The sequence below is a fragment of the Mucilaginibacter gynuensis genome (assembly GCF_039541195.1).
Taxonomy (GTDB): Bacteria; Bacteroidota; Bacteroidia; order Sphingobacteriales; family Sphingobacteriaceae; genus Mucilaginibacter; species Mucilaginibacter gynuensis.
In genome coordinates, this window is the sequence record NZ_BAABFT010000001.1 from 159,923 (window position 1) to 181,650 (window position 21,728).

Below are 21,728 nucleotides of genomic sequence, written 5' to 3' on the forward strand. Positions count from 1 at the left end.
AATATTGCTGCAAAGGTCGCAAAAGTATGCCAACTTTATACTATATAAATTTATTTGTGCAGGTTTCAAATTTGTTATAATTTAATACACGCTAAACTTTATTACGGGCACATGAAAAAAACTGTACTGTTTTCTTTTTTATTCTTTTCATTACTAAGTATTTGCAGGGCGCAGGACTTTAAATACGGTACTTTCTCGCATGATGATCTCGGCATGAAATCATACAAGAATGATACTTCCGCGCACGCTTTAGTACTTAACGAGTACGGTAACGCCTGGATAAGCAGTAACGACATGATAGCGCTTGAGATGGATTATCATGTAAAGATCAAGATCTTTGATAGCAAGGGCTTTAAAGAGGGGCAAATTGAATTGCCTTTTTATATTTGGGAAGACGGCGATACAGAAACTTATACCGATATAAAAGCCGTAACCTTTTATCATGACGAAAACGGAGATGTAAAACAGGCCGAGTTAAATCCTAAACAAGTTTATACTACCAAAGAGAACAAACACTGGGGCACTGTGAAATTTGCTATGCCCAATGTGCGTAATGGCAGCGTGATTGAATATAGTTATCACCTTAAATCGTTTTCGCTTAACAGGTTCAAGGAGTGGGCTTTCCAGTCGGATATTCCAAAATTAAGCTCTGAGTACCAGGTAAGTATACCTGCTATATATAACTATAATATTTCTTTGCGTGGAGTTTTAAAGCTACTTGAGGGCGACAAATATAAAGGCAAAGTGGATAAAGATTGTTTTTCTGTAGCGGGAACAAAATGCGATTGTTCTAAACTCATATTCGGCATGAAAGATATTCCTGCATTGGTGGAGGAAGATTACATGACATCGCCAAAAAACTACCTTTCTGCCATATATTTTGAACTGTCGGACTATATTAACCTGCGTACTGGTGCAAAAGTTAAGGTAAGCCAGGAATGGCAGGACGTTGACCGCCAACTTAAACTGGAAGATGCTTTTGGCGGACAGATGAAGAAAAAGAATGCGTTTAAAGATGTATTAGTTCCGGTACTTGCAGGCAAAACAGATGAGCTGGAAAAAGCCAAAGCAGTATACGCTTTTATTCAAAAAAGCTTTAAATGGAATCGGTTTATAGGTATTTACAGTGGCGATGGTGTACGCAAGGCCTTTGAAAAACACACAGGTAGTATAGCCGATATTAACCTGGCCCTCGTAGCCGCTTTAAGCTCGGCCGGCATCAATAGTGAAGCGGTGATACTATCAACCCGTGAGAATGGTGTTGTTAACCGTCTTTATCCTGTAATAACTGAATTTAATTACGTGGTAGCTAAAGCTAATATTGGTGACAAAAGCTATCTGCTCGACGCATCTGACCCAATGTTGTCATTTAGTCTGTTACCTATGAAATGCCTGAATGACCAGGGTAGGGTATTGAGTTTAGATAAACCATCGTACTGGACAGACCTTAACGCTAACCAAAATAAACGCAGCACTTACGCGCTTGATCTTACTTTACAGGAAAATGGTAAACTAAAGGGCTCTATCACTAATTACTCTTTCGGATACGATGCTTATGTAAAGCGCAGCGCTATCAAAAAATTTAATACCGTTGATGAGTATGTAGAAAATTTGGACGAAAGACAACCAAAGCTGAAGATATTGAATTCGGAAATAATCAATCTTGATGACTTTGATAAACCTTTGTCCGAAAAATATGAGGTAGAAATAGATGTATATGACAATCTTGATAATAACAAGTTTTTGTTCAATCCATTTATGCTGCATAAAATAACCGTTAACCCGTTCAAGCTTAATGAACGCACTTACCCGGTTGATTGGGGAATGCCTTCATCTGAACGGGTAATATTAACTGTGCACCTGCCCGAAAAATATAAAATTGAAAGCACCCCCGAGCTGGTATCGGTATCGTTACCTAATGATGGAGGCAAGTTTGTCACAAGCGTTGAGACGGGTAATAATCAGTTTACATTTTCACATGTTGTACAATTCAACAGAGGCCTCTACTCGTCGGCAGAATATCCGTATTTAAAGGAGTTATATAATAAGATCATCGTTTCGGAAAAGGCTGATATCGTTTTCAAGAAGAATTAATGAAAGTATTTGTAATTGCAGCATTATTGCTGATTGGGGGATTAAAGGGGATTGCACAGCCTTACATTGCAAGCGATATACCAAAAGCACTGTTGCCTTATGCAAGCGCGGTGGTGCGAAATAATGAGGTAAGTATTGAAGTAAAAGATCTTAATAACACTATTTACCATTTTAAAACCGCGGTAACCGTGCTTAATAAAAATGGCGACGGTATGGCCCATATTGTAGTGTGGCACAATAAGAGTAATTTGATAAGATATATTAAAGGTATGGTATACGATGAGTATGGTAAACCTGCCGGTAAAATATCCGAAAGTAGTTTTGAGGATGCAAATGCAGGTAACGATTTCTCGCTGTTTGAGGATTCAAGGGTGAAGCATTTTCGTCCGTCGGTTGTTAATTACCCTTACACTATTGAATATGAATTTGAAGTGCGTTCAAAACAATCGCTAAATTTTAACGACTGGCAGCCAACCGGTGAACCGGGCGTAGCCATAGAAAAAAGCAGTTTCAAATTTATTTGCAAGCCCGACTTTAATATCCGTTATAAGGAAACCAACCTGCCATCAGCCGTAAGTGTTGCTACTAACAAAGATGGGCTTAAAGTATATAGCTGGAACGCGGATAATATTAAGGCGTTTAAACCCGAGCCTTACAGTCCTAATGAAGAGGATTATCTTGGCACTGTGCATATAGCGCCCGAAAAATTTAGTTATGGCGGCCTTTATGGTACTTTCACCAATTGGAAGGAGCTTGGAAAATGGAGTTATGACAATCTTTTGCTTAACCGGGACGCGTTGCCAACTGCTACTATTGAACAGGTAAAAAAAATGGTTGCAGGTATAACCAATCCGAAAGAAAAAGCTAAGAAGATATATGAATACATGCAGCGCAAAACCCGTTACGTTAGTGTGCAGATAGGTATAGGCGGTTACCAACCTATGCTGGCTGCAGATGTTGACCGGCTTAATTATGGTGATTGCAAGGCATTAGTAAATTATACACAGGCTTTATATAAGGCCGTAGGGATTGAATCATATTATTGTATAGTTGAGGCCGGCGAAAGCAAAGTGAGTTTATTAACAGATTTTTCGAGTATGACACAAGCCAATCACGCTATTTTATGCTTGCCATTTAAAAACGATACAACATTTGTAGAATGTACCAGCCAAAAAATGCCTTTTGGGTTTTTAGGTGATTTTACTGATGATAGGGTAGTGCTGGCCTGTACACCAAACGGTGGCCAGCTCATGCATACAACCAGTTATTCGCCTCAAACTAATTTACAAACCCGTAAAGGTATATTCGCTATAAACCCCGAGGGCGAACTTAGCGGCAACATGGAAACGGTGTTTAAGGGTACGCAGTACGAAAACCGGGAATATATAATAGAAGAACAGCAAGCCGAACGAATTAAAAATCTGAAGAAGATATACGATATCAATAACTTCGAGATAGAAAGTCTTAAGCTTGATCAAAACAAGGCCATATTGCCTGTTACCACCGAAAGTATAAAGCTCAACGCCCGCGACTATGCCACAATAACAGGCAGCCAGTTTTACTTTTTACCCAATATAGCCAACCGAAGAACTTCTGTACCGCGAGAGGTGCGTAATCGCCAGAACAAGGTATACATCAATAGCGGTTACACTGATGATGACGAAATAACATACACCGTGCCGTCAGGTTATAAATTATCGAGCAAGCCATTAAATGTAAATGTAGATAAGCCGTTCGGTAAATTTACTTCGACAATTACCGTTAAGGATAATCAGATCACTTATAAACGCCACATACAGGTAATAAACGGCACTTATGATAAAGAGCAATATGCCGATCTGGTTAGTTTTTATCAAACTGTGGCCGATGCCGATAGTTACAATGCCATGTTGGTGAAAGATAAATAACAGGAACAAAGTACGATAATAAAAGAGGCCATCATTTAATTTGATGGCCTCTTTTGTATTACTCTAACAGGTAATCTTCCTCATCATCTGTTAAACTCAGGTGTATTACATCGTTACCGGCAATACCTTCGATAGAACCTTTAATATGTGAGGCGTTGAGCAGTACTTTTTCCAATTGCTTTTCCCGCGCTTTCCAAAGTCGTTCCATGGCATCGCGTTCTTTTTGTATGCTGAGGCGCATGCTCATAAACCCTTCGCGAATGGCTTTCCACTGTTCGCCAAACTCGTTGCTGGTAAGGTAATCGTACAGCAGGTGCATTTTATCACCCTTATTATCCTGCGATTTAACGAGGTTGTACAGCTTCAATATCCCATCGCGCAGTATGTATGATACCGCCTTTACCTCATCAAAAGAACATATCCACACGCCATCTTTTTCGCCGAAGCAATCCATCCCTTTGGGGTAGCATTGGGTAACAATTACGGCCACATCAACGCCTATACCGCGCATATCCTTTTTCAATTTCTCTATCCAATCCATCGAGAAATCTTTGGTGCGCTTGCTTTCATAAATAATACGTCCGCATTCCTGCCCAAACTGGTTACGTACTGTTTGCACACAATCTGCACCGCGCACGCCTTTGCCTACCTCTTCAATCACATCGAACGGAAAATTAACCCGCAGCAAGTCTTCCAATATCAGCTCCTGTACTTCGCCCTGTAACTGCATCGACCCTTGTTCTGATTTACGCTTCATCTCGTCAACCAGCTTTTTCTGGTCTTCCAGTTGCTTTTCAAGCTCTTTTTGCTTTAACTGATGCTCTACATCTTTCAGGTTAAAGCGTTCGGCCTCCTGCTTGCGGATTTGCTCGCTCAATTCGTTTCGCTGTTCCTGCAACTTGCGTTGCATGGCCAGTTCCATTTCTTCTTCTTTTTGTTTAAGCTGATGTTCGCGTTGTAAAAACTCCAGTTCTTTCTGGCGCGATAGCTTGAGCTTTTCCTCGGTATCCTTTACATTATTTTGCAGCAGTACTACCCGGTTCTCAAAATCGGTAGCTATCGATTTGCGCAGGTCTTCTTCCAGCTTTTGCTGCAATTCTTGCTTCTCGGTATTTAAACGTGCCTCAAACTGCTGTTGCTGCTGGCGCTGTTTGGCATTAAATTCTTCGTCTTTTTTACGATACTCATCTTCTTTTTGCCGGGTGTATTCCTGCATCTTAATGCGCAGTTCCTTCTTATACTCCTCAGCCATAACCTCTTCAATAGGGAACGCGTAACCGCAGCTCGGACAATTTACCTCAGTAGACATATCATTTTAACTTTGATTAAAGATATTCACAAATTTGAAAATGTAAACACCTTAAAATAACTAAATCGCCGGACGTAGCCTATACTACCATATTGTAAATCTCATACATTTGTTATATATGCAAAAGATACTGGTAGCCAACCGTGGCGAAATTGCTTTACGGGTAATGCGTTCGGCCCGCGAAATGGGGATCAAAACAGTGGCGGTATATTCCGCTGCCGACCGCGACGCCCTGCACGTACGCTATGCCGATGAAGCCGTATTTATCGGCGAAGCCCCGTCAAGCCAATCGTATTTGGTAGGCGATAAAATCATAGCCGCCTGTAAGCAAACGGGAGCGGAAGCCATACATCCGGGTTATGGTTTCGTGTCGGAGAATGCCGCTTTTGCAAGGCAGGTGCGCGATGCAGGCTTGATCCTCATCGGCCCATCGCCCGAAGCGATGGAAGTAATGGGCAACAAGCTATCCGCCAAAGCAGCTGCATTAAAATATAACATCCCCATGGTACCCGGTACCGAAGAAGCCATTACCGATGTTGCAGAAGCTAAACTGCGGGCTATTGAAGTGGGTTTCCCGATATTGATTAAAGCCGCGGCGGGCGGTGGCGGCAAGGGGATGCGTATTGTTGATAGCGCTGCCGATTTTGAAGAACAAATGCAATTGGCCGTATCCGAAGCTACATCGGCCTTTGGAGATGGTTCGGTATTTATTGAGCGTTATGTATCATCGCCAAAGCACATTGACATACAGGTTTTGGGCGATACACATGGCAATATCGTACATCTTTTCGAGCGGGATTGCTCGGTACAGCGCCGCCATCAAAAGGTGATAGAAGAAGCGCCATCATCCATACTTACAGCCGAAATACGCGCCCAAATGGGTAAATGCGCGGTAGATGTAGCCCGCTCGGTGAATTACACAGGGGCCGGTACCGTGGAGTTTATTATGGATGAGCAGCTAAACTTTTACTTTTTAGAGATGAATACCTGCTTACAGGTAGAGCATCCCGTAACGGAACTTATCACCGGTGTCGACCTGGTGAAAGAGCAAATACGAATTGCCAGGGGCGAAGCCATCAATTTCAAACAGGAAGATCTGGAAATTAACGGCCATGCGGTTGAACTGCGCGTTTACGCTGAAGACCCGGCCAATAGCTTCTTACCCGACATCGGCACACTACAAACCTACATAACACCGAAAGGCCCCGGCGTGCGTGTTGATGATGGCTTTGAGCAAGGCATGGAAATTCCTATTTACTACGACCCGATGATAGCTAAACTGATTACCTACGGTAAAGACAGGACAGAGGCCATTGGACGCATGGTGAGGGCGATTGAGGAGTACCAGATTACCGGCATTACAACCACGTTGGGTTTCGGCAGGTATGTAATGAAGCACGAAGCTTTCAGATCAGGGCATTTCGATACTCATTTTGTAAACAAGTATTTTAAGCCGGATGTATTACAGGATGATAATAAGGAGGAAGCCATAATAGCGACCTTGGTTATGGAAAAGCTGTTGAGCTCAAATAAAACCGCGAAAACCCAGACTGCTGTTGTTACTGAAACATCAAATTGGGTAAAAAACCGCAGGGGATTTTTATGATAACCTGCCGGATAATATTTGAAGCAAATTATCAATCAACGCTATTTGCCCGGGATTGAGTTTTAATTTGGCGGTATCAGCATCAAACCAATCGCCTTTATCTACCTCGGGTATCATTATTGTTTTGCCCGATCTTGGTGGCCATTCAAATGGGAAAGTATTGCTGATCACTTTACTTTCATCTACCTCACCTTCAACTGCAAAGGCATATATCTTTTTGCCGCTTTTTAGTTTTACAGGTTCGAGTGCTGTAAATTCACCATTGATGGCTTGGCCTGTTTCTTCAGTAAACTCACGCTCGGCGGCTGCTAAAATATCTTCGCCGTTTTCAAATTCCCCTTTGGGGATTGACCATACGCCCGCGTCCTTATTTTTAAAGAACGGCCCACCGGGATGCACTATAAAGAACTGCGGTTGATGATCTTTAATACGATACAATAAAATTCCGGCGCTTTGTTTGGGCATATATAAATATATAATGGTGATAGCAAAACCGAAATAATTATAATTAGTTTTAATGTATTATTCCTGTCACTTAACTATTACGCCATGACTGACCAAAGGTGGACCAAATTCAGTATTACAGCCGATTTTACAACCGACGTACGCACCATTTACAATGCCTGGACAACTCAGGCCGGCCTCGAACACTGGTTTTTACGAAAGGCCGAATTTTATGCCATCGCAGGCCGCACCCGCGAAGCCGACGAACATATAAAAAAAGAAGACTCTTACTTTTGGCAATGGCATGGCTACACGGATGATGTTAACGAAAAAGGAGAGATACTGGAAGCTAACGACAGTGATCTTATCAAATTTACCTTTACCAAAGGTAGTGTTGTAACCATTGACCTGCAGCGCCGCAATGGTTTAACCCTGCTCGAACTTACGCACGAGAATATCCCGATAGAGGAAGACCCGCTGAAGAACCTGTATGTGCAATGCCAGGTAGGGTGGACGTTCTACCTCGCTAACCTCAAATCCATTATCGCTGGTGGCCCCGATCTGCGAAACCGGCGTTACGATATCCCCAGCATATTTAAATAGATTTTTGGCTGACAATAAACTCCCCGTAATGTGTTAATTTTGCCGCATGTTTACAGGTATTATTGAAACTTTAGGCAGGGTGGTTGATCTGCAACGCGATCAAAGCAATCTGCATATCACGGTTGAATCAACTATAGCAGCCGAATTAAAGATAGACCAGTCGGTGGCGCATAATGGCGTATGCCTTACGGTAGTTGCCGTTGCCGATGGCATACACACCGTTACCGCCATTGAAGAAACCCTGAACAAGAGCAGCATCGGTCACCTTAAAATTGGCGACCCTGTAAACCTGGAACGCTGCATGCAAATGAATGCCCGTTTGGATGGCCATATTGTGCAGGGCCATGTTGACCAAACCGCCGTTTGTACTCACTTTAAAACACTCGACGGTAGTTGGGAGTATACTTTTGAGTACGACGCTTCATTAGGTAATGTAACTGTTGAAAAAGGTTCCATTTGTGTAAATGGCATTAGCCTTACGGTTGTTAACTCACACGCTAACAGCTTTTCGGTAGCCATTATTCCTTACACTTACGAGCATACCAACCTGCATAATGTACAGGAGGGATCTGTAGTTAACCTCGAATTTGACATCATAGGCAAATACGTAGCCCGTTTAATGCAACGTTAACGGGCCAGGCGTGTAACCCTGTCTTTAACAAATTCGGTATAGCTTTTTTGCTTTTCGGTGGGGTTGGCTTGCAGGTATAGCTTATAATATTTTAAGGCCGTTGTCCTATCTTTCAATTTATCATCGTATAACGAGGCAAGCGCGTAGTAGGTCATCGGTTTTTGATCGAACTGTAATGCTTTCTTGTAGGCGTTAACCGCGCTTTTAAGCCTGCCCGACTTATCGAAACTATCGGCCATCTCGCTGTAATAAGTATCAACGTTGGCAGATATGGCTTGTTTTATAGATTCCTGTAAACAGGCTATCGCCTTAGTTTGGTTTCCCAGTGCCTTGTAACTCACCGCTACATAATACCACGAAGCCTCGCTTTGAGTGTGGGTAGCATCTAACGCGCTAAACGTTTCAATACACTCATTGTACTTTTTGGTATTGTAGTAAGAGATAGCCAGCATGCTTATTACGTTGTAAGATACATCGCCGGTTTCGCGCAGTTTTTTGCATAGTTCAATGGTTTCGGGATACTTGTTTAGCTGGTATACTATCTTCGCTTTTCCCTGCAATAGCTGCATATCGGCAGAATCCGCTTCAAGCGCGGTACTGATCACCTTATCAGCCTGGGCAATTTGCTTTAGCCCGATATAGAATGTCGCCAGGTCAAAAGCTACGTCGGCCTCTGTCGGGTTGATGGTGTTAGCCTTTTGCAGATAATATATACATGAGCCAAAATCACCCGTATTTTGCGACAGAGTGGCCAGTTGCTTATACACTTTGAAATTGGTGCTATCCCTGCTAAGTATACTCTTATAATAGTTTAGCGCCTTAATATTGTTGCCACGGCGTATGTTAATGTTCCCTAAGTTGAACAGTACCGGTATGTTGGTTGAATCGGTAGCTAAAATGCGCAGGTAATAACTTTCGGCATCTGATAATTTGCCTGCCATTTGAAAGGTATAAGCCAAACTTGCCAATGCCTTTAAATCGGTAACAGGTTCAGCATAAGTTGTTTTCAAGTATTGTGCCGCTTCAGCAAAACGTTGGTTTTGATAATATTCCAGCAGTAGGGCATCATTAAGTTTGTCTGTTTGCTGCGCATATAGACCTGCAAAAATAAACAATGATAAGATGGTGAATAGGGTTGCTTTCATATCAACTAAGTTATTAGTTGATATTGATAATTCCAAATCTTGGCAGCATTATTGTTTTACAGGGGTACATCATAATTAAAATACTATGGATAAGTTAAAGAAATTTGCACTGATGGAGAAGATAGTCCATGAGTTGGAAGATTTAAAAAATAGTCAGCAAGCCATTATACAAAAACTCGCCAAAATAGAAGTAGATAATATTGACCTTGGCGATAAACGACTTGAAAAAGATTTGCCCGACATGCACCAGCGTGTAGCTGATAACCTGGACACCATCGCGGCAATCCTCGAAGATTTTGCCAATCAAACCAGCGATTACAGCAGCAGCAACAATATTGAAGCCCTGAAAGAACAGGAAGCGATCAACAATTTATAATGAGAAGCCCCGTATACCGGGGCTTTTTTGTTATACAATTTATGGCACACTTTTATAGCGGAACTACGCTTACAATAATCATTAACAATAGTTTATATCTTTTCACTTAATGTTTTTATAACATTATACTATTTGCATAAACTGTAGAAATAATTATTTTAGCCCAACATTTATTTAAAAAACACTATGAAAAAAATTACCTTAATCGCATTAGCTGCGGCTTCGTTGTTGATCTATTCCTGCAAACCTAAAGCGGGCAGTACAGAATCGGATAAAAAAGATAGCTTAGCCGCCGCCGAACAAACATCGCCAACAACGGCTGCACCTGCCGAGCAGGCAACCAACACACCAAAAACGTACACCGTTACATTTACACCGGATACAGCAACACTTGGTAAAAAGAAAGAAGCTGCGGTGAAAATTATACCGGTAAGTGCAACCGACCTGAGCGATCCGGATGGAAAATCGCAGGGAATTGAGCTGGTATTTAAACTTAGCCTTACCAATAAAGAAAAAATAGGAGGCAACTCAATCGGTATTAGTCCATCTGATTTCAGGTTGGTGTTAGATAACAACACTTCTATTTCACAAACCGACGGCGGTTATTTTTCGGCCCAGCCGGAATCTACCAAAGAATCGGAAAGTAACATTACCTACCGTATTCCGGCAAGTGCAAAACCAAAAGCATTAAACTTGTTCTACGACGAAACGCGCGCCTCAGTACAAGTAGAACTGAAGTAATATCCGTTAGATAAAAACAAGAAAAGCTCCATAATTATGGAGCTTTTCTTGTTTTTATTGTGAGCAATACTTTATGAATGATCCGGATATAATGCTTTAACTGCTTTTACGGAAGCGGATATGATATCTTTAAACACTTCTGTATCTACGTCATCAAGTTTTTTGATATAGATGCACCCTTTGGCTGCTTTGTATTTACCAAACCGGGCAAGCAACTCGTCTTTACCTTCAAAACCAACCATCATATATAAGGATATAGAAGGTTTCCGCGGCGCAAAACCCGTTAAAGGGGCATCACCCTCATGGCCACTGGCGTATTTGTAATGATAACTGCCGAAACCGATAATACTTGGTCCCCACATTTTGGCCTTAAATCCGGTTTGCTCCTCAAATATTTTCACTAAACGGAAACTATCCTTACGTTTTTGTTCATCGGCAACGTTATTGATAAAATCAGTTACGCTGACTTCTGTTTCGGTGGTTTTTTGCTTTGCCATAGTGCTTGTTCGTTACTTAAAACACAAGCACTAATATACTTTAGTATTAGCAATTATTCAATAGCCTTACCCTTCATCGCATGACTGATCGCCTGGTCCATCAAGCGCTCGGCAAAGGGACGGGTAAATTCATTGATCTCATCTATTTTTTTGTGGATCAGGTCCTTATCGCCACTGGTTAAAGCCGTTTTAAGCGCGGTAAGATATTCATGGGTTTTGGAGGCTTCTTCAATGGTAACTGCCTGGCCATGCTTTTGTATAAAACGCTCTACGGTGTAAATCATTTGCTCGCCTTCGGTACGGGCTTCTATCAGCATCCGCTGATTTACGTCGTCCTGCGCATGGGTAATGCTGTCCATCAACATTTGTTCAACCTGCTCATCTGTAATGCCATAAGTAGGCTTCACTTCAACTTCTTGTTTAACTCCCGAACGCAGTTCAATAGCCTGTACGGTAAGTATACCATCAGCATTCAGCAAAAAGTTAATATCCACTTTAGGGAAACCCGCGGGCATTGCCGGGATACCTTTCAGATCGAACTCGGCCAGTTTGCGGTTTTCTTTGATCAGGTCGCGTTCGCCCTGGTAAACGGCTATCTTCATGTTCACCTGTCCGTCGATAGAAGTTGTGTACTGACGGCCTGCCTTGGTAGGTACTTTGGCATTCCGCGGGATGATCACATCCATCAGGCCACCCATGGTTTCAATCCCTAACGAAAGCGGCGTAACATCCAGCAATAAAATATCACGACGGTTACCCGCCAGTATATCTGCCTGAATAGCGGCACCTAAAGCCACCACTTCATCAGGGTTAATATCGTTATGTACATCGCGACCAAAAAATTCAGAAACAATTTTCTTAACCAAACCTGTACGGGTTGATCCGCCAACCATAATTACTTCGTCAATCTGGCTTACATCCAGCTTGGCGTCTTTCAACGCGTTTTGGCAGCAGGTAATGGTTTGTTGTACTTTGGCGAGTATCAGGTTTTCAAACTCCTGCTTGTCTAAAGTGCACCATATCTCACCAATCTTTTCGTTAAACAAGCTTTGGTGACTAAACGATTTTTTGGCTTCTTCGGCCTTTAAACGCAATTGCTGTGATAGCTCGGCGTTGCCTGCAAATTCGGCCCTGTCTATGTTATTCTTTTCAATCCAGTAATCAACAATGGCACGGTCGAAATCGTCACCACCCAAAAAGGTATCGCCATTAGTTGATAACACTTCGAAGATGCCGTTCTGTATTTGCAGGATAGATACATCAAATGTACCGCCGCCCAAATCGTAAACAGCTATGGTTTTAGTTTCTTCCGGATTTAAACCGATACCATAAGCTAAGCTGGCGGCTGTAGGCTCATTCACAATACGCAATACATCCAAGCCGGCAAGTTTACCGGCATCACGCGTAGCCTGGCGCTGAGAATCGTTAAAGTAGGCCGGAACCGTGATCACCGCACGGTTAACCGGGGTTTTAAGCGCATGCTCTGCACGTTCTTTTAGTTCTTTTAATATCAGGCCCGAAAGCTCAATAGGGGTGTAGAATTTATCGCCAACCTTTATTTTCACGAGGCTTTCGGTGTTATCGTCGATAACCTTGTACGAGAAAAAATCTTTATAATTCGCTATATCATGGTACGAGCGGCCCAACAGGCGTTTTACAGAGAAAACGGTATTCTGCGGATCGGTAATTAAGTACTCCTTAGCTTCGTTACCCACAGTAATATCGCCGGTTTCGCCAAAATGCACTACAGATGGCACCAGCACGCCCTTGCCTGCATCATTAATTACATGCGGTTGTTTTTCGGGGTTAATAAATGCCACCAACGAGTTGGTAGTCCCCAAATCAATCCCTACAATAATTTCTTCTTTTTGTATTGAGCCTGTTGCCAGGTTAATAGAAACTTTAGCCATGATATATGTATAACGAATGGGCAAAGTTAGCAAGTTTTGGCAGGCGATATGTCTTTTGAATATCGAATTTGAATTTTACCCAAACCGCTCAATAATTTTGAATTTGTTTATTTACTTTCACAGGTAAAATGTTAAAGCTATCATATACCTGTTTGTTCAGCAAAAATGCACCTGGGGCACTGTTACTGACCTGCATTTTAATAAGCCTTTCGACACAAAGCCGGGCACAGCAATTTGGCGGCAATCCGCCTTCAGTAGAATGGAAACAGGTTGATAGTAAAGCTGCCCGCGTTATTTTCCCGGCCGGTATGGATAGTGTAGGGTTGAGAGTGGCCAACATCATCAATCAAATGGATAAGGTGATAGAACCAACCATTGGCAACAAACACAGGCAGGTAAGCATTTTATTGCAAAACCAAACCACTACCACAAACGGTTATGTGGGTTTGGCCCCGTTCCGTAGCGAATTTTATTTAACACCGCAGCAAAACAGCTTTGAACTGGGCAGCATCCACTGGCCCGAACTGCTTTCGATACACGAGTTCAGGCATGTGCAGCAGTATAACAACTTTAACGTTGGTCTGTCAAGGGTGCTGCGTATATTTTTTGGCGATGGCGGACAGGCGCTTGGCAATGAGTTAAGCGTGCCCAATTGGTTTTACGAGGGCGATGCCGTGTTCAACGAAACCCATGTAAGCAGCCAGGGCAGGGGGCGGTTACCTTACTTTTTCAACAGCTACCGTGCGTTGTGGCAAGCCGACAGAAACTACAGCTGGATGAAGCTGCGCAACGGATCGTACATTGATTATATACCCGACCATTACCCCATGGGTTACATGCTGGTAGCTTACGGTCGCGAAAAGTATGGTGCCGATTTTTGGCGTAAAGTAACTCACGATGCGGCCGCTTATAAAGGGCTTTTTTACCCGTTTCAAAAAGCGGTTAAAAGGTATTCGGGTGTTAGTTACGCGCAATTCCGGACGGATGCTTTAAATTATTTCAAACAGCAATTTCCGGCGCAAACTATTGCACCGTTGGCTAAAGGGCATTTTGTGGCCAACCAGGAGTTCCCGGTTTATGCGGATGATAGTACATTGATCTATCTGAAAAGCAGTTACGATCATATCCCGGCTTTTGTGATTAAAAAAGGAGAGCAGGAGAAAAAGATCACTTCACGCGGATTGGTAGCCGATGATTATTTTGATTACAGCAACGGCAAAATAGTTTATTCAGGCTATCGCCCGGATGCACGCTGGGGATACCGTAATTATAGCGAGATCAGGGTGCTTGATATTGCTACAGGGAAAGAAAAGAACATTACATCGCGCAGCAAATACTTTTCGCCCTCGTTTAGTGCCGATGGCAGCAAAATAGTGGCGGTTGATGTGGCAACTTCGGGCAAAAGTGAACTGCATATTGTAAATACAGCTGATGGCAAGCGTATTGCAAACATCCCCAACAGTAAAAACCTGTTCTACACTTACCCTAAGTTTTATAAAGAGAGCAGCATTATTACCGCCGTCCGCACTCCCGAAGGCAAAATGACCATAGCACAGGTAGATGTTAAAACCGGTGAAAGTAAATACCTCTTATCGCTTAGCTACCAGCCTATAGGTTACCTCACTATACGAGGCGATACCGTTTATTTTTCGGCTACAACGGGCAGCAATGATAACCTGTACGCGCTGAGCATCTCCGACCAAAAACTTTTCAGCGTTAAGCTACCGGGAGGCGATACTAACATCGGCCATTACCAGGCGGCCGTTTCTAACAACAAAATCACCTGGGTTCACTTTACCGTGAACGGTTTCCGCTTAAATGAAACGGATAAGGGAAACACTAAGCTTACCGAACTTGCAGATAAAGCCTTGCCCGTAGGTTTATCAAACTTCAATATCAGTGCTCTGCAAAAGGATAGCGCTACCAATTTGCTGGCTTCGGTAGCAGATAAGCCTTTGCCTGTTAAAAATTACAACAAGGCTTATAACCTGTTTAATTTCCATAGCCTGATCCCCGACATTAGCGACCCTAACTACCGAATCGCTTTACGGGGCGAGAACGTGCTGAATACTTTTCAATCCGAACTATCATTCAACTACAACAATAACGAAGGGTACAAGCAATTCGGTTTTGACGCGGTATACGGCGCTTTATACCCGTACATATCAGCCGGTGCCGATTATATTATCGACCGTCGCCGTTATTACAGGGGTAACAATGTGTACTGGACAGAAACCGACCTGCATGGCGGCTTACAAATACCTTTCAACTTTAGCGGAGGCAAGCAAATTACTGGTCTAAGTATTGGCAGTGATATTTACTTTACCAATACCAGTTACCGCAATGGCTATGGAAACCTTGATCGCAGATATGCTTATTTAAATAATTACATTAACTTTTCTACCCATATTCAGCAGGCGAGGAAGAATTTGTTCCCAAGATTTGGGCAGAGCTTTTCTTTCATTTATAAATCGGCCATTAACCTTAACGCTAACCAATTTTTAGCATTGGGCACATTCTACTTCCCGGGTTTGAGCGCCAATCATAACCTGATTGTTACCGCGGCACACCAGGAAAAGGGGCAGAACAACGTGATCGGTTTTTCTAACAACTTTGCTTTTTCGCGCGGTTACGAAGCCGAAAACCTTTACAAGATGAATAAGGTAGGAGTGAACTATCATTTCCCGATAGCCTATCCCGATGCCGGAGTGGCTAACACGGTGTACCTGTTGCGCTTAAGGGGCAACGTGTTTTATGAGTATACGCATGCATCTGACTTTTATGTAGATGGCAGCAAGTTTAAGGCTAATTTCCGCTCGGTTGGCGGCGCGGTATTTTTTGATACCAAGTTCTTTAACCAGGAATCTATCTCCTTCGGTATTCGCTACAGCCATTTATTGGATAGGGACTTGTTTGGCGGCAGCGGCAGTAATCGTATTGAGTTGGTATTGCCGGTAAGTATCTTTTAAAATACAAAAGCCATCATAAAATATTCGTTATGATGGCTTTTGTGTAGATCTACTTTATTTAAAACTTCAATTTATTCAGCAGACCTTTTAGTTTTAAATGTTTAACGATGCCCCTGATCTTACGTTCGTTTCTGCTGCCCGCGTCGAGCGCGTCAAATGCCAATCCGGCTGCGGTGGCGTATATGGCATGGTGAAAAGCGTCGATAGCAATAGCTTTGGGTTCTTCTTCATTAATAGGCGGGGCGGCTTTGTATTTAGGCAGTACAACCAGTGCTGTACCCCATATAGCTGCAAAATGTACCAGTGTTGCCGGCAATCCTTTTAAGCCGGTAAGTGATATTAAACCACGGGTAACACCCCAGGCAGTGCCATAAGCCCAGTGGATTTCCTGCGATACCTTTTCTTTTTGCTCTTCGCTAACAGGTTTTACATCTACCGTTTCTGATACTACTTTTACCGTGGCATCACTTGGTTCGCGTTTGGTTATTTTCATTTCTATTATTTGCGATAGGGTGATGGCTGCCGTACCGGCAAGTCCGGCTAATAAACCTTTGCCAATGGCGCTCCCTAATTCGCCAAGTACATTGTTTTGATGAATTTTCATATTCAATTTATAAGTTGATGTACCTGAATAACAATAGCTGTTAATTATTGATTTATATTTTTACTAAACATAAAACAGCAGCGGAATAATTTGCCATTGCAGAGACTTGTTTATTAAAGCTTCAGCAATTACCTTTGCCGCCAATATGTTTCGCAGCTTTATAGCCATAACTTTAATTACCGCATTGCTGATAAGCAACTTCACCAGGTTGTTTGTGTATGCGGGTTATGAGCTAAACAAAAAGTACATAGCTGCCACGCTGTGCGAAAACCGCGATAAACCTCAGATGCATTGTAATGGCCGCTGTTACCTGGCCAAAAAAATCAAACAAGCAGAAGAGAAAGAAAAAAGCCAGGAGCGCGAATCGCAAAAGAATCATTTTCAGGAAGCTTTTGTGAACACCGGCACCCGGTTCAATTTCACTGCAAAACTATTGCAGGAAATTAATTCGCCTTACCTATCCGTTGCACTTCCGCAGCATGCAGCTACTATCTTTCAGCCTCCGCGGGCTTAATCAGTTTCTCCCCATTATTTTTTGTTGATGCCGCATTAATTGCAGGCATTGCTATGTGTTGAAATTTACCATGCTGTGGTAATTCTCTGCACTCGTCTTTTATTATTCCTTATTAAAAAATCATGAAACTGAATAAATACATCTTATTGGTAATTACCGCTATTACATCTGTTATATATACCTCTTGCAGCAAAAGCAACGATGCCGAACCAACCGTAAGCGGTACGGGTAAAGTACAGCTGGAGTTTGAGAATTTGGTAGGCGAGGAGCCATTGGTATTAAATACCGAAACCTATAAAAATGCCCACGGCGATAGCTATAACATCACCACATTTAAATATTACGTAAGCAATATTTCGCTGGTAAAGGAAGATGGTTCATCTTACAAAGTACCTGAAAGCTACCTGTTAATGGACGCTTCAGAACCGCAAAGCCGTTTTCAAACTTTAGAGGGTATCCCTGCGGGCGATTATAAAGCCATTAATTTTACAATAGGTGTGGATAGCGCGCGCAACTTTGCAGGCGCGCAAACCAACGCATTAGATCCCGCCCATGGCATGTTTTGGGCATGGAGCAGCGGTTATATTTTTGTAAAGTTTGAGGGCACTTCGCCACAGTCGACAGCTAAAGGTAATACGTTAACTTTCCATATTGGCGGTGCAAAATCACCCACCAATACTATACGTACCGCTACCCAAACATTTGGCGGCAACTTGTTACGTGTACGTGATAACAGCAAGCCCGAAGTGCATTTTGCGGTTAACGCGGCCACTATGTTCACCGGTAAGGCCAATGTTGATTTTGCAGCTTTAAACTTCACTATGGGTGGGGTTAATTCGGTAATAGTGGCCGATAATTACGCGAGTAGTTTTATTACTGTAGAACATATTCATAATTAGGCCGATGAACAGTAAATCAACAGTTATCATTATACTGCTTGTTTTAATTGCTGTTATCGCCTGCCGAAAAGGAAGTAATGATGCACCACAGCCTGACGATGTCAGGTTTGTGGCGCCATCAAATTTTCCACAACCGGTTTACTCTTTTGAGAACAATGCCGTAACAAAAAACGGTTTTGAACTGGGGCGTAAACTCTTTTTCGACAGTGGTTTATCTATCGATGGTTCGGTATCATGCGGCAGTTGCCACCAACCTTTCGCGGCGTTTGCCAATCTTGATCATTCGGTTAGTCACGGTGTAGATAATTGCCTGGGCACACGCAATACGCCGCCGCTGTTTAACCTGGTTTGGCAACAGGAGTTTATGTGGGATGGCGGTGTGCGCAACATCGAGGTATCGCCGCTTAACGCCCTCACCAACCCTTGCGAAATGGCTAATACGCTAACCAATGTGGTTGATGTATTGAATAAAAGCAATCAATACCCGGCGCTGTTCAATAAGGCATTCGGTACATCTACAGTTACGTCGCAATTAATGTTCAGGGCATTAACTCAATTCATGTCGATGCTGGTTTCGGCTAATTCAAAGTACGATAAGCATATTCGTAAAGAAACAGGCGGCGACTTCAGCATAGATGAGGAAGCGGGTTACCAATTGTTCATTCAAAAATGTTCGGTTTGCCACAAGGAGCCTTTGTTTACCGATCTGTCGTACCGGTCTAATGGTCTTGATCTGTACAGTGAAGATCGTGGCCGCGACAGCATTACACAAAACGAGGCGGACAGAGGCAAGTTCCGTGTACCAACTTTAAGGAATATTGAAGTAACCATGCCATATATGCACGACGGCCGCTTTAATACGCTTAAAAGGGTGCTCGAACATTACAATTCGGGCGTAAAGAATAATCCGAACCTGGATGCCGAATTAAAGAAGAATGGCGTATCGGGCATCCCGCTTACCCAAACCGAACAAACACAGATCATCGCATTTTTAAAAACATTAACAGATAATGATTTCATACACGACAAAAGGTTTGCCGAGCAATAAATTTCGCTTTGCATTGCTGCTTTGCGCAAGCTTATTTTTAAACAGCATAACCGCAAAGGCCTGTGATATATGCGGTTGCTTTATGGGGATAACTCCTTATGATAACCAAAGCAGTATATCACTGATACACCGTTACCGCTCATTCAACGGTTACCTGGGGCAAAAGCACGCGTTTTTTCCGGCGGGTGCAAGTTTCTTTCCGGCAGGTGCTAACCGTAACGGGGTGATTACTAACCACGCGGGTAACCCAAGCGACTACGAAGTATACCGTGCTACCGAAATACGTGCCCGTTATTTTGCAGCCCGCAGGTTGGAGATCAACGCTATTGTGCCTTATGTATCTAATACAGAAAAATATAACGGCAATACCAGTACCCTTGCAGGTTTGGGCGACATTAATATTTACGCAGGCTATCATTTATTAAGAAAGCTGGACAGGAAGGTAATTAACCAGCGATTGATAGTAGGCTTGGGTATTAAATTGCCTACGGGTAAATACAATGCCGAAAACTTTGAGGGTATTAAATATAACACGCTTAGCCAAACCGGCACAGGCAGCACCGATGGCTTCGTGTATTTTAACTACATGGCCGGATACAAAAAAGCGGGTGTAAGCTTAAGTGGCACCTATAAAGTAAACGGCGAAAACGCCGACCGGGTAAGTATAGCCAACAGCACTACAGGTTACCTCAACCTGTTTTATAATGTAGGCATTACCAATACTGTAAAAATGGTGCCATCGGCGCAGCTGGCTTACGAATATTCGGGGGGTGAAAAATACCGTGGCGTACGTACCGGCGAACACGTAATGAACAACCTGATGAGTGGTGTAGGGGTGGATGTATTTGTGAAGAATATCACTTTCAACCTCGCCGTGCAAACTAAAGCCTGGGCCGCGGCCGATGATCATCCGCAGCCATCGGGCAGGGTGGTGATTGGTGTTACCTATAATTTTAACCAGTTGTATTATTTGCTGAATTAAGGCAGATAGCCAGCTTTCGATACATCATGAATAATACCTGAAGCCATGTACAAATAGTACATGGCTTCATTTTTAAACATTGATCTTTTTGACAAAAAAGTCAGCTTTTGACGGTTAAACATCTATATTTATATATCTTATCATATTAATTATAAATGAATACAGTTATAGATCAGCAGGATACGAAAAAAGAAAAGATACTTGAGGCCGCGCACAGCCGGTTTCTACACTACGGATATTCGAAAACTACGATGAATGAAATAGCCGGCGACCTTGCCATGTCAAAGGCTTTGTTGTACTATTATTTCCCGGATAAAAGCCAGTTATACGTGGAGGTAATGCGCAAACTGGCTAATGATTATATTTATTTGCTCGAAAAACGTTCAGGTACTTTTGTAAACTTGCAGGAGGCCTTCTTCTACCAGATCAATACCAAGCACAACTTTGTAGCCAGGAACTATAACTTCTTCGATTTTTTCAGGATCAACGAGCAGAACCTGCCCGACATGATTTGGGATATATTAGCGCTCATTCATAAAAAGGAAGTAGAAATGCTGATGCTCAGTTTACAACAGGAAACAGACAGCGGCTCTATAAAACTCACCAAACACCCCGAAAACCTGATAGAGCTATTGCTTGATGCCCTGCACGGGGTACGCATGTGCGCGTCTTCGCATAAAAAAGTGGCCTTTCCTGATAAGGAACACCTCGAAGATATTCATCAGAAAAGATTATTGCTTGCCGAAATATTTATTAAAGGCTTAAGATAATTTATCATCGCAATGTCAGTTATAGGTAATATAATTGTTGTTTAAACAACTAAAATATTTTTTTTGTATATTTGACCATCATATTTAAATAGTCAGTAATTATAATTCAACATATAATTACTTTAAAGATACTTCTTTTGGTTAGAGGTGATTGTTTTAGAGTGATTGGCTCAGGCCGGGGTGGTTCCCGGCCTGAATTTTTTATACCCATCTCAAATAACCGAAGTATCAATCTTAATATTTCCTTCCAGTATTTTATGAATAGGGCATTTATCGGCAATATCAACCAGGCGGTCAATCTGCTCCTGTTTTAATTCGCCCTTAAACTGTAGTTTACGTTCTATCAGCGTGCCATTGCCGGTTTTAAACATTTCCAGGTCAACGGTTATTTCATCAACCACCCACATTTTGCGTTCAATATACATGCGCAGCGTAATAGCGGTACAACTGCCCAGGCTGGCCAACAGTAACGAAAACGGATCCATGCCGGTATCGGTACCGCCTTTGTCAGCAGGCTCATCAACTAATATGGTATGGTTAAGGCCGCTAACTGTAGTTTGGTATTGCGTACGGCCCATAACGGCTTTTGAGGTAAGTATCGATTCTTTGAATTCGTCCATTTTGTAAACTGTTAATTACGCTCAACACATAGTAATTGCTTTTGTGTGATGAGCCCGGC

At 42.6% G+C, this 21,728-nt stretch carries 20 protein-coding genes; 13 read left to right on the top strand and 7 right to left on the bottom strand.

Translation table 11 applies throughout. The features are described 5' to 3' along the window. The first annotated feature begins 111 nt into the window (after positions 1-111). The gene (locus ABD894_RS00565; RefSeq protein ID WP_345209023.1) at positions 112-2,094 is read left to right on the top strand and encodes a DUF3857 domain-containing protein; all 1,983 of its coding nucleotides are present in this window, start codon (positions 112-114) and stop codon (positions 2,092-2,094) included. Next, positions 2,094-4,001: a DUF3857 domain-containing protein gene (locus ABD894_RS00570; protein ID WP_345209024.1), complete on the top strand. Its 1,908-nt coding sequence runs from the start codon at positions 2,094-2,096 to the stop codon at positions 3,999-4,001. The genes ABD894_RS00565 and ABD894_RS00570 overlap by 1 nt, the downstream gene beginning before the upstream one ends. Before the next feature lie 58 nt (positions 4,002-4,059). On the opposite strand, the gene ABD894_RS00575 is transcribed toward ABD894_RS00570, so the two are convergent. Further along, on the bottom strand, positions 4,060-5,310 hold the full coding sequence (locus ABD894_RS00575; RefSeq protein WP_345209025.1) for a DUF2130 domain-containing protein: 1,251 nt from the start codon (positions 5,308-5,310) through the stop codon (positions 4,060-4,062). A 118-nt stretch (positions 5,311-5,428) separates the two neighbouring features. Here ABD894_RS00575 and accC point away from each other — a divergent pair, with 118 nt between their 5' ends. Beyond that, the gene (accC, locus tag ABD894_RS00580; protein ID WP_345209026.1) at positions 5,429-6,916 is read left to right on the top strand and encodes an acetyl-CoA carboxylase biotin carboxylase subunit; all 1,488 of its coding nucleotides are present in this window, start codon (positions 5,429-5,431) and stop codon (positions 6,914-6,916) included. On the opposite strand, the gene ABD894_RS00585 is transcribed toward accC, so the two are convergent. Further along, a complete protein-coding gene (locus tag ABD894_RS00585) occupies positions 6,911-7,381 on the bottom strand; it encodes an NUDIX hydrolase (protein WP_345209027.1) in 471 nt (156 codons plus the stop codon). The two genes, accC and ABD894_RS00585, sit on opposite strands and share 6 nt — an antisense overlap. An 84-nt stretch (positions 7,382-7,465) precedes the next feature. Here ABD894_RS00585 and ABD894_RS00590 point away from each other — a divergent pair, with 84 nt between their 5' ends. Then, positions 7,466-7,963, top strand: coding sequence for an SRPBCC family protein (locus ABD894_RS00590; protein ID WP_345209028.1), 498 nt, complete (start codon positions 7,466-7,468; stop codon positions 7,961-7,963). Positions 7,964-8,009: 46 nt separating this feature from the next. After that, a complete protein-coding gene (locus ABD894_RS00595) occupies positions 8,010-8,594 on the top strand; it encodes a riboflavin synthase (RefSeq protein ID WP_345209029.1) in 585 nt (194 codons plus the stop codon). On the opposite strand, the gene ABD894_RS00600 is transcribed toward ABD894_RS00595, so the two are convergent. Then, positions 8,591-9,739: a tetratricopeptide repeat protein gene (locus ABD894_RS00600; RefSeq protein WP_345209030.1), complete on the bottom strand. Its 1,149-nt coding sequence runs from the start codon at positions 9,737-9,739 to the stop codon at positions 8,591-8,593. The genes ABD894_RS00595 and ABD894_RS00600 overlap by 4 nt on opposite strands. Positions 9,740-9,824: 85 nt before the next feature. On the opposite strand from ABD894_RS00600, the gene ABD894_RS00605 reads away from it, so the two are divergent. Both ABD894_RS00605 and ABD894_RS00610 read left to right on the top strand, forming a co-directional pair. Then, positions 9,825-10,115 carry a hypothetical protein gene (locus tag ABD894_RS00605; RefSeq protein WP_345209031.1) on the top strand — a complete coding sequence of 97 codons (291 nt, stop codon included), beginning with the start codon at positions 9,825-9,827 and terminating at the stop codon, positions 10,113-10,115. A gap of 186 nt (positions 10,116-10,301) precedes the next feature. Further along, positions 10,302-10,856: a hypothetical protein gene (locus ABD894_RS00610; protein ID WP_345209032.1), complete on the top strand. Its 555-nt coding sequence runs from the start codon at positions 10,302-10,304 to the stop codon at positions 10,854-10,856. A 71-nt stretch (positions 10,857-10,927) separates the two neighbouring features. On the opposite strand, the gene ABD894_RS00615 is transcribed toward ABD894_RS00610, so the two are convergent. Both ABD894_RS00615 and hscA read right to left on the bottom strand, forming a co-directional pair. After that, positions 10,928-11,353, bottom strand: a complete 426-nt coding sequence (locus ABD894_RS00615) for a DUF1801 domain-containing protein (RefSeq protein ID WP_345209033.1) — start codon at positions 11,351-11,353, stop codon at positions 10,928-10,930. A 53-nt stretch (positions 11,354-11,406) separates the two neighbouring features. Then, positions 11,407-13,263, bottom strand: a complete 1,857-nt coding sequence (gene hscA / locus ABD894_RS00620; protein WP_345209034.1) for a Fe-S protein assembly chaperone HscA — start codon at positions 13,261-13,263, stop codon at positions 11,407-11,409. Positions 13,264-13,391: 128 nt separating this feature from the next. On the opposite strand from hscA, the gene ABD894_RS00625 reads away from it, so the two are divergent. Further along, positions 13,392-16,232: a TolB family protein gene (locus ABD894_RS00625; protein ID WP_345209035.1), complete on the top strand. Its 2,841-nt coding sequence runs from the start codon at positions 13,392-13,394 to the stop codon at positions 16,230-16,232. Between the two features lie 58 nt (positions 16,233-16,290). Here ABD894_RS00625 and ABD894_RS00630 read toward each other — a convergent pair whose 3' ends face one another. Continuing rightward, positions 16,291-16,836, bottom strand: a complete 546-nt coding sequence (locus tag ABD894_RS00630; RefSeq protein WP_345209036.1) for a hypothetical protein — start codon at positions 16,834-16,836, stop codon at positions 16,291-16,293. Positions 16,837-16,981: 145 nt separating this feature from the next. On the opposite strand from ABD894_RS00630, the gene ABD894_RS00635 reads away from it, so the two are divergent. From ABD894_RS00635 to ABD894_RS00655, 5 genes are all read left to right on the top strand, one after another. Continuing rightward, positions 16,982-17,350, top strand: a complete 369-nt coding sequence (locus ABD894_RS00635; protein WP_345209037.1) for a hypothetical protein — start codon at positions 16,982-16,984, stop codon at positions 17,348-17,350. Positions 17,351-17,472: 122 nt separating this feature from the next. Continuing rightward, positions 17,473-18,249, top strand: a complete 777-nt coding sequence (locus tag ABD894_RS00640) for an MbnP family protein (protein WP_345209038.1) — start codon at positions 17,473-17,475, stop codon at positions 18,247-18,249. A 4-nt stretch (positions 18,250-18,253) separates the two neighbouring features. Then, positions 18,254-19,297 (top strand): cytochrome-c peroxidase, encoded by a 1,044-nt coding sequence (locus ABD894_RS00645; RefSeq protein ID WP_345209039.1) that lies wholly within the window; start codon positions 18,254-18,256, stop codon positions 19,295-19,297. Between the two features lie 82 nt (positions 19,298-19,379). Next, entirely contained in the window at positions 19,380-20,279 is a 900-nt protein-coding gene (locus ABD894_RS00650; RefSeq protein WP_345209040.1) for a hypothetical protein, read from the top strand. Between the two features lie 155 nt (positions 20,280-20,434). Beyond that, positions 20,435-21,049: a TetR/AcrR family transcriptional regulator gene (locus tag ABD894_RS00655; RefSeq protein WP_345209041.1), complete on the top strand. Its 615-nt coding sequence runs from the start codon at positions 20,435-20,437 to the stop codon at positions 21,047-21,049. Between the two features lie 212 nt (positions 21,050-21,261). Here ABD894_RS00655 and ABD894_RS00660 read toward each other — a convergent pair whose 3' ends face one another. Next, the gene (locus ABD894_RS00660; protein ID WP_345209042.1) at positions 21,262-21,669 is read right to left on the bottom strand and encodes an OsmC family protein; all 408 of its coding nucleotides are present in this window, start codon (positions 21,667-21,669) and stop codon (positions 21,262-21,264) included. Positions 21,670-21,728: the final 59 nt, after the last annotated feature.

Excerpts from the sequence above, each read along its gene's own strand:
- ABD894_RS00600 (WP_345209030.1), bottom strand. The coding sequence starts at position 9,739 with ATGAAAGCAACCCTATTCACCATCTTATCATTGTTTATTTTTGCAGGT.
- ABD894_RS00585 (WP_345209027.1), bottom strand. The coding sequence starts at position 7,381 with ATGCCCAAACAAAGCGCCGGAATTTTATTGTATCGTATTAAAGATCAT.
- ABD894_RS00660 (WP_345209042.1), bottom strand. The coding sequence starts at position 21,669 with ATGGACGAATTCAAAGAATCGATACTTACCTCAAAAGCCGTTATGGGC.
- ABD894_RS00655 (WP_345209041.1), top strand. The coding sequence starts at position 20,435 with ATGAATACAGTTATAGATCAGCAGGATACGAAAAAAGAAAAGATACTT.
- ABD894_RS00650 (WP_345209040.1), top strand. The coding sequence starts at position 19,380 with ATGGGGATAACTCCTTATGATAACCAAAGCAGTATATCACTGATACAC.
- ABD894_RS00590 (WP_345209028.1), top strand. The coding sequence starts at position 7,466 with ATGACTGACCAAAGGTGGACCAAATTCAGTATTACAGCCGATTTTACA.
- ABD894_RS00570 (WP_345209024.1), top strand. The coding sequence starts at position 2,094 with ATGAAAGTATTTGTAATTGCAGCATTATTGCTGATTGGGGGATTAAAG.
- ABD894_RS00565 (WP_345209023.1), top strand. The coding sequence starts at position 112 with ATGAAAAAAACTGTACTGTTTTCTTTTTTATTCTTTTCATTACTAAGT.
- ABD894_RS00645 (WP_345209039.1), top strand. The coding sequence starts at position 18,254 with ATGAACAGTAAATCAACAGTTATCATTATACTGCTTGTTTTAATTGCT.
- accC (WP_345209026.1), top strand. The coding sequence starts at position 5,429 with ATGCAAAAGATACTGGTAGCCAACCGTGGCGAAATTGCTTTACGGGTA.
- ABD894_RS00635 (WP_345209037.1), top strand. The coding sequence starts at position 16,982 with ATGTTTCGCAGCTTTATAGCCATAACTTTAATTACCGCATTGCTGATA.
- ABD894_RS00575 (WP_345209025.1), bottom strand. The coding sequence starts at position 5,310 with ATGTCTACTGAGGTAAATTGTCCGAGCTGCGGTTACGCGTTCCCTATT.
- ABD894_RS00615 (WP_345209033.1), bottom strand. The coding sequence starts at position 11,353 with ATGGCAAAGCAAAAAACCACCGAAACAGAAGTCAGCGTAACTGATTTT.
- ABD894_RS00630 (WP_345209036.1), bottom strand. The coding sequence starts at position 16,836 with ATGAAAATTCATCAAAACAATGTACTTGGCGAATTAGGGAGCGCCATT.
- ABD894_RS00605 (WP_345209031.1), top strand. The coding sequence starts at position 9,825 with ATGGATAAGTTAAAGAAATTTGCACTGATGGAGAAGATAGTCCATGAG.
- hscA (WP_345209034.1), bottom strand. The coding sequence starts at position 13,263 with ATGGCTAAAGTTTCTATTAACCTGGCAACAGGCTCAATACAAAAAGAA.
- ABD894_RS00610 (WP_345209032.1), top strand. The coding sequence starts at position 10,302 with ATGAAAAAAATTACCTTAATCGCATTAGCTGCGGCTTCGTTGTTGATC.
- ABD894_RS00625 (WP_345209035.1), top strand. The coding sequence starts at position 13,392 with ATGTTAAAGCTATCATATACCTGTTTGTTCAGCAAAAATGCACCTGGG.
- ABD894_RS00595 (WP_345209029.1), top strand. The coding sequence starts at position 8,010 with ATGTTTACAGGTATTATTGAAACTTTAGGCAGGGTGGTTGATCTGCAA.
- ABD894_RS00640 (WP_345209038.1), top strand. The coding sequence starts at position 17,473 with ATGAAACTGAATAAATACATCTTATTGGTAATTACCGCTATTACATCT.